Origin of the sequence: Thermomonospora umbrina, assembly GCF_003386555.1 — a bacterium.
GTDB classification, from domain to species: Bacteria; Actinomycetota; Actinomycetes; order Streptosporangiales; family Streptosporangiaceae; genus Thermomonospora; species Thermomonospora umbrina.
In genome coordinates this window covers 3,029,098-3,043,649 of the sequence record NZ_QTTT01000001.1, presented here as the reverse complement: position 1 = coordinate 3,043,649, position 14,552 = coordinate 3,029,098, and the positions used below count along the sequence as shown (strand labels likewise).

Annotated in this window: 10 protein-coding genes and 1 tRNA gene; 3 read left to right on the top strand and 8 right to left on the bottom strand. The window is 70.6% G+C overall.

Annotation, left to right across the window (positions count from 1 at the left end):
- Positions 1 to 244: 244 nt before the first annotated feature.
- The 3 genes from DFJ69_RS13495 to DFJ69_RS13485 all read left to right on the top strand — a co-directional run bounded on the left by DFJ69_RS13495 (position 245) and on the right by DFJ69_RS13485 (position 3,886).
- Entirely contained in the window at positions 245 to 1,597 is a 1,353-nt protein-coding gene (locus tag DFJ69_RS13495; RefSeq protein ID WP_116022801.1) for a tannase/feruloyl esterase family alpha/beta hydrolase, read from the top strand.
- 174 nt (positions 1,598 to 1,771) lie between these two features.
- Positions 1,772 to 2,593, top strand: coding sequence for an acyl-CoA thioesterase (locus tag DFJ69_RS13490; RefSeq protein ID WP_116022800.1), 822 nt, complete (start codon positions 1,772 to 1,774; stop codon positions 2,591 to 2,593).
- 96 nt (positions 2,594 to 2,689) lie between these two features.
- Complete coding sequence (locus DFJ69_RS13485; RefSeq protein ID WP_116022799.1) at positions 2,690 to 3,886, top strand: TerD family protein; 1,197 nt, start codon at positions 2,690 to 2,692, stop codon at positions 3,884 to 3,886.
- Positions 3,887 to 3,955: 69 nt separating this feature from the next.
- On the opposite strand, the gene DFJ69_RS13480 is transcribed toward DFJ69_RS13485, so the two are convergent.
- The 8 genes from DFJ69_RS13480 to dnaN all read right to left on the bottom strand — a co-directional run bounded on the left by DFJ69_RS13480 (position 3,956) and on the right by dnaN (position 13,947).
- Positions 3,956 to 4,029, bottom strand: a tRNA-Ile gene (locus DFJ69_RS13480).
- A gap of 117 nt (positions 4,030 to 4,146) precedes the next feature.
- Entirely contained in the window at positions 4,147 to 4,917 is a 771-nt protein-coding gene (locus DFJ69_RS13475) for a DUF3566 domain-containing protein (RefSeq protein WP_245974335.1), read from the bottom strand.
- Between the two features lie 67 nt (positions 4,918 to 4,984).
- Positions 4,985 to 7,498, bottom strand: coding sequence for a DNA gyrase subunit A (gyrA, locus tag DFJ69_RS13470; RefSeq protein WP_116022798.1), 2,514 nt, complete (start codon positions 7,496 to 7,498; stop codon positions 4,985 to 4,987).
- Positions 7,499 to 7,585: 87 nt separating this feature from the next.
- On the bottom strand, positions 7,586 to 9,532 hold the full coding sequence (gene gyrB, locus DFJ69_RS13465; protein WP_116022797.1) for a DNA topoisomerase (ATP-hydrolyzing) subunit B: 1,947 nt from the start codon (positions 9,530 to 9,532) through the stop codon (positions 7,586 to 7,588).
- A 326-nt stretch (positions 9,533 to 9,858) separates the two neighbouring features.
- Positions 9,859 to 10,404 (bottom strand): DciA family protein, encoded by a 546-nt coding sequence (locus DFJ69_RS13460; protein WP_245974333.1) that lies wholly within the window; start codon positions 10,402 to 10,404, stop codon positions 9,859 to 9,861.
- Positions 10,394 to 11,524: a DNA replication/repair protein RecF gene (gene recF / locus DFJ69_RS13455; protein ID WP_116022796.1), complete on the bottom strand. Its 1,131-nt coding sequence runs from the start codon at positions 11,522 to 11,524 to the stop codon at positions 10,394 to 10,396. Before recF ends, DFJ69_RS13460 begins: the two co-directional genes overlap by 11 nt.
- 109 nt (positions 11,525 to 11,633) lie before the next feature.
- Positions 11,634 to 12,554, bottom strand: coding sequence for a phosphogluconate dehydrogenase (NAD(+)-dependent, decarboxylating) (gnd, locus tag DFJ69_RS13450; protein ID WP_116022795.1), 921 nt, complete (start codon positions 12,552 to 12,554; stop codon positions 11,634 to 11,636).
- A gap of 265 nt (positions 12,555 to 12,819) precedes the next feature.
- On the bottom strand, positions 12,820 to 13,947 hold the full coding sequence (gene dnaN, locus DFJ69_RS13445) for a DNA polymerase III subunit beta (protein ID WP_116022794.1): 1,128 nt from the start codon (positions 13,945 to 13,947) through the stop codon (positions 12,820 to 12,822).
- Positions 13,948 to 14,552 lie beyond the last annotated feature (605 nt).

Here is a 14,552-nt window from a genome sequence, read left to right as displayed (position 1 = left end):
CCGGAGGCTGCACGGCTCTGGCGTCGGTTCTACATCGCCGCCCGGGCCGCCGCCACCTTTGTCACGATCTCCGCCTTTATAGGCGGACGGCGCATCGTCCGAAAGGCAGGTGCCGTCCGGCCCCTTACCTTCGTGACTCTTGGGAATCCTTAGCCCGGAACCAGGACATTCGACACTCGCGCCGTGCGGTCCCCGATTCCTACGGTCGTTTCCGTCCCACGGAATCGACCGAGAACGAGGCCCCATGAAGACGGTCCGCCACCTCACCGCCGGCGCGTTGCTGCTGACGGCCCTCCTCAACCCCGCCGGCGCCGCCGACGCGGACACCGGATGCGCGGGAGACCGGCTGCGCGTCCCCGGCGCGGAGCGGCTCGTCGCCGCGTGCCTGGACGACCTGACCACCGCCGGAACCGTCCGTTCGGGGCACACCGACCCCGCCGACTGGGCCGGCTTCGAAGCGCCCGGCACCGTGCATCCCTCAGGCGTTCCGGGCATCCAACTCGACGGGTACTTCCCCGACTCGTCCACCACCAACAGGACGCACGGCTGGGATCACGACAGCCAGTTCGTCATCAGGCTGCCGAAACGCTGGAACGGCGGTCTGGTCGTGGCGGGGCCGCCCGGGGTCCGCGAGCAGTACGCCAATGACCGCATCATCTCCGACCACGTCCTCGCCAAGGGCTACGCGTTCGCCGCCACCGACAAGGGCAACACCGGCGCTCGGCTCTACGAGGACGGCCGACACCCGGGTGACGCCGTTCTCGAATGGCATCACCGGCTCACCCAGCTCACCATCGCGGCCAAGCGCGTCGCCGGCCGCCACTACGGCCGTGTCCCGTCCCGCACGTACGCCGCCGGGCTCTCCATGGGCGGGTACCTCGTGCGCCGGCAGTTGGAGCACCATCCCCACCTGTACGACGGCGGTATCGACTGGAACGGCGTCCTGCTCACCCGGAAGGCCCCCAACCTGCTGGCCACCGTGCCCCCGGCCCTGCGCGCGTACCCCCGGTACGTGCGGGGTGAGCCGGGAGCGCACGCCGCGATGCTCGCCGCCGGCTACCCCGCCGGCTCCGAGCCCCTCTGGGAGTCCCACTACCGCAACCAGTGGGATCTCCTCCAGCGCCTCCTGCGCGAGGAGATCGACCCCGGCTACGACGGCGCCGCGCAGGCCGGGACCCCGTTCTGCCCCGAGGGCACCGGCCCCGGATGCGACACCGACTACGACTACGCCTCCCGCCCGGAGCAGGTCCACCGCACGGTCGAACGCCTCTCCCTGAACGGCGGGATCGGCCGCCCCCTGATCACCGTGCACGGCACCCTGGACGCCCTCATCCCGATCGCGACCAGCTCCGACCCGTACACCGCCATGATCGGCGAGGCCGGCCGCGACCACCTGCACCGCCACTACCGCATCACCGGCGGCGGCCACACCGACGGCCCGCACGCCGCCTTCCCCACCCTCGTCCGCCCGATGCTGCCGTGCTTCCGCGCCGCCTTCGACGCCATGGAGACCTGGACCCGCCGCGGCACCCCGCCCCCGCCCTCCCGCACCGTCCCCCCTCCGACCACCGACCCGATCACCACCTGCACCCTCTGACCCGCTCTGACCGGTGCGAACGTCGGCCCCGCGCGCCGGGTGCGGAGGGGGTGTCTGCCAGGATTCATGGGCGATGACCGACATGCCCGTAAGGGTCCGGTCTTCTTCGTGCGCTCCCTGCCGGCCCACCGGCGGCAGGGGCCGTTCGCGGCCGACCCCCCGAGGAGTTCACCCATGAGCCCGATCACGACGTTCTCGCACCGGTTCGACGACGCGACCGGCCTGACCCCGCTCGGCGACGGGGTCTTCGAGGGTCGTACCGACCCGGCGTACACGAACATGGTGGGCCCGTTCGGCGGCCTCACCGCGGCCATCCTCCTGCAGGCCGTTCTCCTCGACGAACGGCACCTGGGCGAGCCGGTCTCCCTCACGGTCAACTACGCGGGTCCCATCGCCGACGGCCCGTTCACCATCTCCGTGGACCCGGTCCGCACCAACCGGAACACGCAGCACTGGACGGTGACGTTGAGCCAGAACGACGTCGTCGCCACCACCGCGACCGCCGTGTTCGGCACCCGTCGGGCGACCTGGGCGAGCACCGAGTCCGCACCGCCGGAGGCGCCTCCCGCGTCGGCCGTCGAGCCCGCCGAGTTCCCCGAGCTCGTCGCGTGGCTCGACAACTACGAGATGCGCTTCGTCGAAGGCAGCTCGCTGGAGCTGGACGCCGGGCCGCGCCCGTCGTCGACGAGCACCCTGTGGGTCCGCGACAAGCCCGCCCGGCCCTTGGACCACCTGTCGCTGACGGCGATGAGCGACGTGTTCCTTCCCCGCGTCATGCTCCGCCTCGGGAAGTTCGTCCCGGCGGGAACGGTCACGCTGACGGTGTACTTCCACGCCGACACCGACGTCCTCGCCGCCCAGGGCGACCGCCCCGTCCTGGCCACCGCCCGCGCCGGCCGCCTGGGCCGGGGATTCTCCGACCAGTACGCCGAACTCTGGACCGACGACGGCGAGCTCCTGGCCACCGGCCACCAACTCGTCTACTTCAAGGCGTGAGCGGCCCGCCCGATATCGGTGGAGTTTGGGCTTTTCCCGCTCTTCACGGTCACGCGAACTACGGTTGATCTTCACCCCGAGGGACAGGAGGAACGCATGCGACTCGTCAAGGGCGGCAACGCGACGTTCGAGGCGCCGACCGCCACCGTCGAGGTCACGGCCGCGCGGCCCATCGACGTGTCCGCCGTCCTCCTCGGCCCCGACCGCAGGGTCCGGGCCGACCACGACCTGGTGTTCTTCAACCACCCCGCACAGGACGGCGTCACCCTCGCCGGATCGACCGTCACTGCGGAGCTGGGCCGACTGCCCGCGACGATCACCACGGTCGCCGTCGTCGCCAGTGTCGACGCCGACCACCCGGGGGCGACCTTCGATACGGCCGGCACCCCGGGCGCCGTCGTGACCGGCTCCGCCGAGGGACCGATCGAGTTCACCTGCCCGCCGCTGACGGACGGCGAGACGGTCGTCGTGCTCCTGGAACTGTACCGCCGGGGTGACGGCTGGAAGGTGCGGGCGGTCGGACAGGGCTGGGCGAACGGGCTCGCCGGCCTGGCCTCCGATTTCGGCGTGACCGTGGACGACCCCGGCCCGTCCCCCGCACCCGCACCCGCGCCGACCCCGATGCCGCTCGGGAAGATCACGCTGGAGAAGGCGGGACGCGCCACCATCCGCCTCGACAAGAGCGACCCCACCGCGATGGTCACCGCCACGCTCGAATGGGACGGCGGCAGCGCGGGCCGCCGCGAACAGGGTGCCGACCTGGACCTGTACGCACTGTTCGTCCCCGCCGCGCAAGCCGCCGCCGAGCCACCGACCCCCCGGGGCCGATTCGGCGGACGCCGGGCGCGCAAACGCGAGGACGACGGCGCGATCTACTACCGCGACCTCGGCTCGCTGACCTCACCGCCGTTCATCCAGCTCGACGGGGACGCCAAGAGACCCGGACGCGAGACCGTCCGAATCACCCGACCCGACCAGCAGAGTTACGTGCTGATCTGCGCATACAGCGCGATAGAGAACGGGACCGGCTCGTTCAAGTCCTTCGGCGCCCACGCGGTCGTGACCGATGGCCGCGGCTCAACGGTCACCGTGCCGCTGCTCAGCGACAACGACGACTCCTACTGGGTCGCGATCGCCCTGGTGGACTTCACCCCCACCAACGGCGTGGCGATCCACCACGTCGAACGCTACAGCTCCGGCGGAGAGAGACGTCCGGTGCTCCACGCCGACGGCACCTTCGAGATGGACAAGGGCCCGGTGGAATTCAAGGACCTCGACTTCGGCAACGCCTGACCGACACCGAGGGCACGAGAAAGGCCCCTGCTCCGATCGTGGATCGGAGCAGGGGCCTTCTTCGTCTTGTGGGCCTAGGTGGACTTGAACCACCGGCCTCATCCTTATCAGGGATGCGCTCTAACCGACTGAGCTATAGGCCCCGGGTGCCGCCGCGTTCGGCGGGGTACGGGAGAGAAGATTACCCCATCTCGCCGAGCAACCTGAAATCGGTTTCCCGGCAGCCCTGCCAGTCTAGCGGCGGCGGAACGGGCCGGCGGCTACTCGGCCTCCTTGAGGGTGACCTCCACGCCTCCGACCAGGTCGGCGGCCAGGTTGTAGATGACCGAGCCGACGGTGGCCAGGGCCGTGATCAGGAGGACGTTGAGGGCGCCGACCAGGATCGTGTAGCCGAAGACGCGGCCGAAGGAGAACCAGCTCGCGGCGTCGACGTTGGAGTCGCCGGGGTCGCCGGTGAGGTCGGTGACGGTCTGGGTGATGGAGTCGAAGACACCCAGCCCGGACAGGATCACGTACAGGACGACGACGGCGACCAGCAGGACGACGAAGGCGACCAGCGACATCACGAAGCTGAACTTCATGACCGACCAGGGCTCCAGCCGGGAGAGCTGGAGCTGCGCCCGGCGGGGGGACTTGCCCCCCGTGCCGCCGCCCAGCCGCGCCACCGCGCGCTTGGCCTTCCCCCCCGGGGCACCCGGACCCCCGGGACCGGCCGGCCCGCCGGGGCCGCCGGGCCCCGGACCGGGGCCCGGGGGCGGCTGCATGGAGGGGCCGCCCATCGATCCGCCCGAGGGACCGCCGGGGCGGGAGCCCGGGGCCGCCGCCGCCGCTGCGCCCGCCCAGCCGGAATCCGCCGCCGGGTCGCCCACCGGGGCGATGCCCTCGGGGCGGGTGGCGTCGGACACACCGGGGGGCACGGCGGGCTTGGGCTTGGCGGAGTCCGACGGACGACCGCCGTTGGCGCCGCGACCGGCCACGGGCTCGGCGTCCGGGGGACGGGGGCTCGTGCTCTTGTTCGGCTGAGTGCTCACTCGTCCTCCTCACGGCCCGGCGAGCCGAAGCCCGCCGGCCGTTGCGACGCCCGGCCGGTCGCGTTCGTCACTGTGGTTCCTCTCCCCCGGGTTCGGGGTCGCCCGCGACGGGCTCCTCCATGGACTCTACGTTCCGCGCGATGGCGACGATGCTGTCTCCCTCCGCGAGGTTCATCAGCCGCACCCCCATCGTCTGGCGGCCCGACTGCTTGATCTCACCGGCGGTCGTGCGGATCACGCCGCCGTTGGAGGTCATCGCGAACACCCCGTCCTCGGGACGTACCATCAGCGCCCCCACCAGCCCGCCTCGGGTCTGCACGATCTTAGCCGTGAGAACGCCCTTACCTCCCCGGCCTTGAACAGGGTATTGGTCCACCGGAGTGCGCTTCGCATATCCGCCCTCGGTGGCGACCAGCACGTTCTCCTCGCCGTCCTGCACGACGTGCATGTCCAGGACGTGCCCGGTGTCGGACCGCATGCCGATGACGCCGCTGGTGGCGCGCCCCATGGGGCGCAGCGAGTCGTCGTCGGCGTGGAAGCGGATGGCCATGGCGCCGGTGCTGACCATCAGCAGGTCGTCCTCGGGGCAGACCAGCCGGGCGGCGATCACCTCGTCGTCGTCGGCGAGGTTGATGGCGATGATGCCGCCGGTGCGCGGGGAGTCGAAGTCGGTGAGCGCCGTCTTCTTGACCTTGCCGTCCTTGGTGGCGAGCACCAGGTAGGGGGCCACCGAGTAGTCGCGCAGGTCGAGGACCTCGGCGATGTGCTCCTCGGGCTGGAACGCCAGCATGTTCGCCACGTGCTGGCCCCGGCTGTCGCGGCCGGAGTCGGGCAGCTCGTACGCCTTGGCCCGGTAGACCCGCCCCTTGTTGGTGAAGAACAGGATCCAGTGGTGCGTGGTGGTGACGAAGAAGTGGTCGACGATGTCGTCCTGCTTGAGCTGGGCGCCGCGCACGCCCTTGCCGCCGCGCTTCTGCTCGCGGTACGCGTCGGTGCGGGTGCGCTTGGCGTAGCCGCCGCGGGTGATGGTGACGACGATGTCCTCTTCGGCGATGAGGTCCTCGTAGGAGACGTCGCCGTCGAAGGGGATGATCTGCGTGCGCCGCTCGTCGCCGAACTTCTCGACGATCGGCACCAGCTCGTCGCGGACGATCTGACGCTGCCGCACGGGCGAGGACAGGATGTCGTTGTAGTCGGTGATCTCGGCCATCAACCGGTCGTACTCGTCGGTGATCGCCTGCCGCTCCAGGGCGGCCAGCTTGCGGAGCTGCATGTCCAGGATGGCCTGGGCCTGGATCTCGTCGATGTCCAGCATCGCCATCAGGCCCTGCTGGGCGGCCTGCGCCGACGCGGAGGCGCGGATCAGCGCGATGACCTCGTCGATCCGGTCCAGCGCCTTGAGCAGCGCGCGCAGGATGTGGGCGCGCTCCTCGGCCTTGCGGAGCAGGTACCGGGTCCGGCGGACGATGACCTCGACCTGGTGCTCGACCCAGTACCGGATGAACTGGTCCAGCCGCAGGGTGCGGGGCACGCCGTCGACCAGCGCCAGCATGTTGGCGCCGAAGGTCTCCTGGAGCTGGGTGTGCTTGTACAGGTTGTTGAGGACGACCTTGGCGATGGCGTCCCGCTTGAGGACGATCACCAGCCGCTGACCGGTGCGGCCGGAGGTCTCGTCGCGGACGTCCGCGATGCCGTCCAGCTTGCCGTCCTTGACCAGCTCGGCGATCTTCAGCGCCAGGTTGTCCGGGTTGACCTGGTACGGCAGCTCGGTGACGACCAGGCAGTTGCGGCCCTGGATCTCCTCGACCTCGACGACCGCGCGCATGGTGATGGAGCCGCGGCCGGTGCGGTACGCGTCCTCGATGCCCTTGCGGCCGACGATCAGGCCGGAGGTGGGGAAGTCGGGGCCCTTGATCCGCTCGATCAGGGCGTCGAGCAGGTCCTCGTCGTTGACGGTGTAGTTGTCCAGGTACCAGATGGCGCCGTCGGCGACCTCGCGGAGGTTGTGCGGCGGGATGTTGGTGGCCATCCCGACCGCGATGCCCGCGGACCCGTTCACCAGCAGGTTGGGGAACCTGGCGGGGAGCACGTCCGGCTCGGCGGAGCGGCCGTCGTAGTTCGGCGAGAAGTCGACGGTCTCCTTGTCGATGTCCCGCAGCATCTCCATGGCCAGGGGGGCGAGGCGGCACTCGGTGTACCGCATCGCCGCGGCGGGGTCGTTGCCCCGGGAGCCGAAGTTGCCGTTGCCGTCGACCAGGGGGGACCGCATCGTCCAGTGCTGGGCGAGGCGGACGAGGGTGTCGTAGATGGCGCTGTCGCTGTGGGGGTGGTAGTTCCCCATGACGTCGCCGACGACGCGGGCGCACTTGAAGTACCCCCGGTCGGGACGGTAGCCGCCGTCGTACATGGCGTACAGGACGCGGCGGTGGACGGGCTTGAGTCCGTCGCGGACCTCGGGCAGCGCGCGCGCGACGATCACGGACATCGCGTAGTCGAGATAGCTGCGCTGCATCTCGACCTGGATGTCGACCGGCTCGATGCGCTCGCCCGGTCCACTGCCCCCGGTGGTCACTTCCGTCACTGCTAAGACCTCTTCGTTAGATGGAGGAGACGTCGGCCGCCGTGCACCGCCCTCGCACGGTTCAACGATCGAGGGCGGCGCGGGGCACTAGATGTCGAGGAAGCGCACGTCCTTGGCGTTGCGCTGGATGAAGTCGCGGCGGGGCTCGACTTCCTCGCCCATCAGGACGCTGAACAGCTCGTCGGCCTGGGCCGCGTCGTCCAGGGTGACCTGGAGCAGAACGCGGCGGGCCGGGTCCATGGTGGTGTCCCACAGCTCGTTGGCGTTCATCTCGCCGAGGCCCTTGAAGCGCTGGACGCCGTCGCGGGGACGGGGGTCGCGCTTGCCGGCGGCGATGCCGGCGTTGATGACCGCGTCGCGCTCGGAGTCGGAGTAGGCGTAGTCGGCGTCCTGGCCGCGCTGGTCCCACTTGATCTTGTAGAGCGGGGGCTGCGACAGGTAGACGTACCCGTTCTCGATCAGCGGCCGCATGAAGCGGAACAGCAGCGTGAGCAGCAGCGTGTTGATGTGGTGGCCGTCGATGTCGGCGTCCGACATCAGGATGATCTTGTGATACCGCAGCTTGGCGATGTCGAACTCGTCGTGCACCCCGGTGCCCAGCGCGGTGATGATCGCCTGGACCTCGTTGTTCTTGAGGATCTTGTCGATCCGGGCCTTCTCGACGTTCAGGATCTTGCCGCGGATCGGCAGGATGGCCTGGAAGTGCGGGTCGCGGCCGCCCTTGGCGGAGCCGCCGGCCGAGTCGCCCTCGACGATGTACAGCTCGGAACGGGCCGGGTCGGTCGACTGGCAGTCCGACAGCTTGCCGGGCAGCGAGGTCGACTCCAGCAGGCTCTTGCGCCGGGTCAGATCGCGCGCCTGTCGGGCGGCGATCCGGGCGCGGGCGGCCTGGCCGGCCTTGTTGATGATCTCCTTGGCCTGGCCCGGCTCCCGATCGAACCAGTCCTTGAGGTGCTCGTTGACGACCTTCTGGACGAACGAGCGGGCCTCGGTGTTGCCCAGCTTGGTCTTGGTCTGGCCCTCGAACTGCGGGTCCGCCAGCTTGATCGAGATGATCGCGGTCAGACCCTCGCGGACGTCCTCGCCGGCGAGGTTGTCGTCCTTCTCCCGCAGCAGGCCCTTGTCACGGGCGTAGCGGTTGACGATGCCGGTCAGCGCGGAGCGGAAGCCCTCCTCGTGGGTGCCGCCCTCGGCCGTGTTGATGGTGTTGGCGAAGGTGTGGACGGACTCGGAGTACGAGCCGCTCCACTGCATCGAGATCTCCACCGACATGCCCTCGACCTCGTCCTCGAAGGCGATCACGTCCGCGTGGGCGACGTCCTTCTTGGCGTTGAGGTAGCGGACGAAGTCGGAGATGCCGCCCTCGTAGAGGTAGCTCACCCGGCGGGGTCCGTCGTCCTCGCCGCTCTGGTGGTCGGGGCGCTCGTCGATCAGGGTGATGGACAGGCCCTTGTTGAGGAACGCCATCTCCTGCATGCGGCGCGAGAGCGTCTCGAAGTTCCACTCGAGGGTCTCGAAGATGCCGCCGTCCGGCCAGAAGCTGATGGTGGTGCCGGTCCGGTCGGTCGGCTCGCCCTTCTCCAGCGGGCCCATGGCGCCCTGCCAGGTGTAGGACTGCCGCCACACGTGGCCGTCCACGCAGACCTCGGCGTCCAGCCTGGTGGACAGCGCGTTCACCACCGCGGAGCCGACGCCGTGCAGGCCGCCGGAGACGGCGTAGGACTTGCCGTCGAACTTGCCGCCCGCGTGCAGGGTGGTCAGCACCAGCTCGATCGCGGGGCGCTTCTCCACCGGGTGCTCGCCCACGGGGATGCCCCGGCCGTTGTCCCTGACCCGCACGCCCCCGTCGGCCAGCAGCGTCACCTCGATGGCGTCGGCGTAACCCGCCAGCGCCTCGTCGACGGAGTTGTCGACGATCTCGTAGACGAGGTGGTGCAGCCCCCGCTCTCCGGTGGAGCCGATGTACATGCCCGGACGCTTGCGAACCGCCTCCAGGCCCTCGAGGACGGTGATGGAACTAGCGTCGTACGCCAAAGGAGATCCTCCTGCCGGGGATGCCCGCCGCCGCGCCGCGCCCAGCGTTCGCGGTGTGCCCCGTAACACACTGAAAGGGCGTCCGTTGTCACTCGTGACCGACGTCGGACGACCCGTGGCGGCGCAGCATCCTGAACCCGCTCTCATTCTACCGGGTCATACGTCAAAAAGGGCCACTCGCGAGGGCTAGGAGCGCGTGTGGCGGACGATCAGGCGGACGGACATGGCCCCCCATGCGGCCGGGGGGCTTGTCTGGCCTACGTGGCGCTGGCCGCGAAACTCATCAGTAGTGGCCGAACAGATGTTCACCGGCGCCCCCGGTCTTGTCAGCGCACGCGCCAAGCGCCGGGTCGACGCGGGCCCGAGGACGGGCCGACGACCTTCACCCGGCGGACGGTGCCATGGCCCAACTCCTCGTTGAGGCGGCGCACGAGCTGGCTCGCCAGCAGCCTGACCTGCGTCGCCCAGGCGGCGGAGTCGGCGAGCACGGTCAGCTCGCCGTCCTCGAACCGGTCCGGGCTGGTGTGCTGGGCCAACTCGGGGCCGACGATCGCCGGCCAGTTGCCGAAGACGCCGCCGACGGCCGCCCGCTGCTCCCAGCCCCGGTCCGACAGCAGTTCGCGGATCGCCGCGCCGAACGGCTTGGGGTCGCCGCCGCGCCCCGGGTCGCGCACCGGCTGCGGCCGTCCCGACTTGCGCCTGCCGCCCTGGCCGGGCACCGAGCCCCGCTTGCGGGCGTCGGCGCGGGCCTGCGCGAGCGCCTCGCGCGCCAACTCGACACCCGACTTGGCCGGCTCGGCGGGCTCGGCGGGCTCGGCGGGCCGCTCCGCCGGTCCGTCCACAGGCTGTGGATCGCGATCTTCAGATTGCACGCGTCACCTCCCCGTCCTCCACGGTGAACGAGACGCCGGTCAGCTCGACGGGCACGTCCTCGGGCACCGCGGCGGTGATCAGCACCTGCTCCGCCGGGGCCACCAGCTCGGCCAGCCTCCGGCGGCGGCCGGTGTCCAGCTCGGCGAACACGTCGTCCAGGATCAGCACCGGGTCGTCCCCGTCGGCCCGCAGCAGCTCGAACGCCGCCAACCGCAGCGCCAGCGCGAACGACCACGACTCCCCGTGGCTGGCGTAGCCCCGGGCCGGCATGTCGCCCAACTGGAGAACGAGCTCGTCGCGGTGCGGCCCGACGAGGCTGACACCGCGTTCGAGCTCCTGCTTGCGGGCCTCGCGCAGGGCCCCCTCCATCAGGGCGGCCAACTCCTCGCGTCCGGGACGTTCGGGGACGGCGTCGCCCAGCGAGCTGCGGTAGGCGAGCGAGGCGGCCCCGGTGCCGGGGGCCAGGGCGCTGTAGGACTTGGCGACCAACGGGCTCAGCTCGAAGACCAGGCCCAGTCGGGCGGCCAGCAGCTCCGCGCCGGTACGGGCCAGGTGGGAGTCCCACACGTCCAGGGTGGCGAGCACCTCGGGGCCGGGGGAGCGGCGGTGCGCGGCGGCCGACCGCAGCAGGGCGTTGCGCTGCTTGAGCACCCGGTCGTAGTCGGCGCGTACCCCGGCGAAGCGGGGCGCGCGGGCGGTGAGCAGCTCGTCCAGGAACCGCCGTCGCTCCCCGGGGTCGCCCTTCACCAGGCTCAGGTCCTCGGGCGCGAACAACACGGTGCGCAGCATCCCCAAGATCTCGCGGGGCCTGGGGACGGGGGAGCGGTTGAGCCGGGCCCGGTTGGACCTGCCCGGGTTGATCTCCAACTCGATCAGCGCCCGGCGATCGTCGCGGATCACTCCGGCACGGACGATCGCCCGCGAAGCCCCCTGCCGGATCAGCGGCGCGTCGGTGGCCACCCGGTGGCTGCCGTGCGCGGCGACGTAGCCGATCGCCTCCACCAGGTTGGTCTTGCCCTGCCCGTTCGGACCCACGAACACGGTGACACCCGGCTCCAACGCGATCTCCGCGGTCGCGTACGAGCGGAAGTCCTGAAGCGACAGGTGGGCCACATGCACGGGACCGAGGGTAGGGCAGGACCCTGACGGTCGCAGTCCACAGAGCCTGTGGACCTTCATCCACAGGCCTGTGGACAACCGTTCCGGGACGCTCCCGGGACCTGTGGACTCAGGTGGCCGGGGGTGTGACGTCCGCGCCCGGGGAGTCGGCGCCCTTGGCGGACTCGACCGCGTGCCCGCCGAACTGGTTCCGCAGCGCCGCCACCACGCGCATCGCCGGGGAGTCGTCCTGCCGGGAGGCGAACCGGGCGAACAGCGAGGCCGTGATCACCGGCAGCGGGACGGCGTGGTCGACGGCCGCCTGCACCGTCCACCGGCCCTCGCCCGAGTCCTGGGCGTAGCCGCGGATGTCGTCCAGCTCGGGATCCTCGTCCAGCGCCCGCACCAGCAGGTCCAGCAGCCAGGAACGGATCACCGTGCCCTCCCGCCAACTGCGGAAGGTCTCCGGGACGTTGTGGACGAGGCCGCTGGCCTCGATCAGCTCATAGCCCTCGGCGAAGGCCTGCATCATGCCGTACTCGATGCCGTTGTGGACCATCTTGGTGAAGTGGCCCGCGCCGACCGCGCCGGCGTGCACGAAGCCGAAGTCGCCGGTCGGCTTGAGGGTCTCGAAGATCGGCATCAGCCGCTTCACGTTCTCCTCGTCGCCGCCGACCATCAACGCGTAGCCGTTCTCCAGCCCCCAGACGCCGCCGCTCACGCCGCAGTCGATGAACCCGACGCCCTTGGCGCCCAGCTCACGGCCGTGCTTCTGGTCGTCCACATAGTGGGAGTTGCCGCCGTCCACCACGACGTCGCCCGGTTCGAGGATCTCCCCCAGGCTGTCGACGGTGTGCTGGGTCGCCTCGCCCGCGGGCACCATGACCCACACCGCGCGGGGGGCGGGCAGGCGCTCGACCAGCTCCTCCAGCCCGGCCACGTCGCTGATCGCCGGATCCCGGTCGTACCCGACGACCGTGTGACCCCCGCGCCGCAGCCGCTCGGCCATGTTGCCGCCCATGCGCCCGAGCCCGATCATCCCGATGTGCATAACTCAGCTCCCCGCTGACGTCGTTGTCCACAGGCGGCGGCCGGGGTGCGCATAACCGACCTTCCGCCCGGCCACCGTCCCATGAAGTCTCTTGATCACGAGTGGGGATCGCGGAACGGCGGCCCCGACTCCCGGTGGCACGGCGGGTCGCCGTGCCACCGGGGTGTCCGGCCGGCGCCCTCGGTGGACCGGCGGGACGGGGACGAGGTACCCGGCTTCGGCCCGGATCATCCGGAGGAACCCGGAACGAACCGGATGATCTCGATCACCCGGACAGCCGGACCGGCATGATCAGGTAGCGGTAGTTGGGGTTGGCGCCCTCCTCCGGCGGCTTGCCGGTGAGCACCGCGGGCTTGGTCGGCGTGGTGAACGACAGCCGGGCCACGTCCGAGCCGATCGCCGCCAGCCCCTCCAGCAGGAAGCCGTGGTTGAAGGCGATCTCGATGTCGTCGCCCTCCAGCGTCGCCTCCAGCGCCTCGACGGCCTGGGCCTCGTCCCCGGTGGCCGCCTCGAGCACGACCTCTCCCTGGCGGAATGAGAGCCGTACAGGGGTGTTCCGCTCGGCGACCAGGGACACCCGCTTGACGGCCTCGATGAACGGGCCGGTCGGGACCTCGGCGAGACCGGCGTACTCGCTCGGCAGCAGCGAGCGGTACTTGACGAAGTCGCCGTCCAGCAGCCGGGAGGTGGTGCGCCGGCCGCCGCCCGCGAACCCGATCATGCCGTCGCCGGGCCCTCCGGCGCCGCCCAGCGCGATCGACACCTCCGCGCCCGTGGTCAGCGACTTGGCGGTGTCGGCGAGGGTCTTGGCGGGCACCAGGGCCACGGCGGAGAAGTCCGGCCGCTCCGGCTTCCAGTGCAGCTCCCGTACCGCCAGCCGGTACCGGTCGGTGGACGCCAGCGTGACGGTCTCGCCCTCGATCTCCACACGCACACCGGTGAGCATGGGGATCGTGTCGTCGCGCCCGGCGGCGATGGCGACCTGGTTGACGGCCGCGGCGAACTCGTCGCTGCCCACCGTCCCCGAGGCGGGCGGCATCTCCGGCAGGGACGGGTAGTCCTCCACAGGCATGGTGAGGAGTGTGAACTTCGCGCTCCCGCAGCGCAGCATCACCTTGGCCCCGTCGGTCGTCACCTCCACAGGCTGGGGAGGGAGCGCCCGGGAGATGTCGGCCAGGAGGCGACCGGACACCAGTGCGGTGCCGGGCTCCTCCACGTCGATGTCCGTGGTGACCTGAGCGGACACCTCGTAGTCGAACGCCGACAGCTTCAGCCGGTCGGTCGCCTCGATGTGCATGCCCGCCAGCACGGGCACCGGCGGGCGGACCGGGAGCGACCGCGCCGTCCAGGCCACGGCGTCGGCGAGGGCGTCTCTGTCGATTCGGAACTTCAAGGTGACCCGCCTCCTGCAGGTTTCGGGTTCGGCTCGCTGATGAAGGGTTCAGGGGCTCGCGGGGCTCGTTGTCCCCAGGCCCTGAGTTGAGTCGAGATCATTCTTGGATAGAAACAAGGGGTAGTACTCGTCATAGGGGCTGTGGACACTGTGGACGACGGCCCTTTTCGCAGGTGGCAGCCTATATTTCTGTCCACCGGGGCTGTGCGTGGACGGTGGACGGCGCGGACGGCGCTGGGGACGGGGATTTTCTCCCCACAGGCTGTCCCCACGTTGCCCCCAGGTTTTCCACGAGTTGTCCGCAGGCTTTGCGCCCGCCATCCCCAACTGTGGACCGTCCGCGGGTACCGGCGGGGGTCGTTGCCGGTCTTCGGTCGGCCTCGACGGCGGTCGTCCCCAGGCCATCCCCAGCTCGTCCCCAGGTTGTCCCCAAGTTCTCCCCAGGGCCGTCACGCGGCGTCCACAGTCGTCCACACTCCGTCCCCAGGTTGTCCGCAGGTTTTCCCCCGGTTATCCGCAGGTCATCCACAGAGTTATCCCCAGCCTGTGTGCGTAATGGTGCGTGGAGCGACTGTTCACGTGAGATCCCCGGGTGCTCCGGGGCG

Bases quoted from the DNA above. Each gene is read 5' to 3' on its own strand.
- DFJ69_RS13495 (WP_116022801.1), top strand. From the start codon at position 245: ATGAAGACGGTCCGCCACCTCACCGCCGGCGCGTTGCTGCTGACGGCC.
- DFJ69_RS13490 (WP_116022800.1), top strand. From the start codon at position 1,772: ATGAGCCCGATCACGACGTTCTCGCACCGGTTCGACGACGCGACCGGC.
- DFJ69_RS13485 (WP_116022799.1), top strand. From the start codon at position 2,690: ATGCGACTCGTCAAGGGCGGCAACGCGACGTTCGAGGCGCCGACCGCC.
- gnd (WP_116022795.1), bottom strand. From the start codon at position 12,554: ATGCACATCGGGATGATCGGGCTCGGGCGCATGGGCGGCAACATGGCC.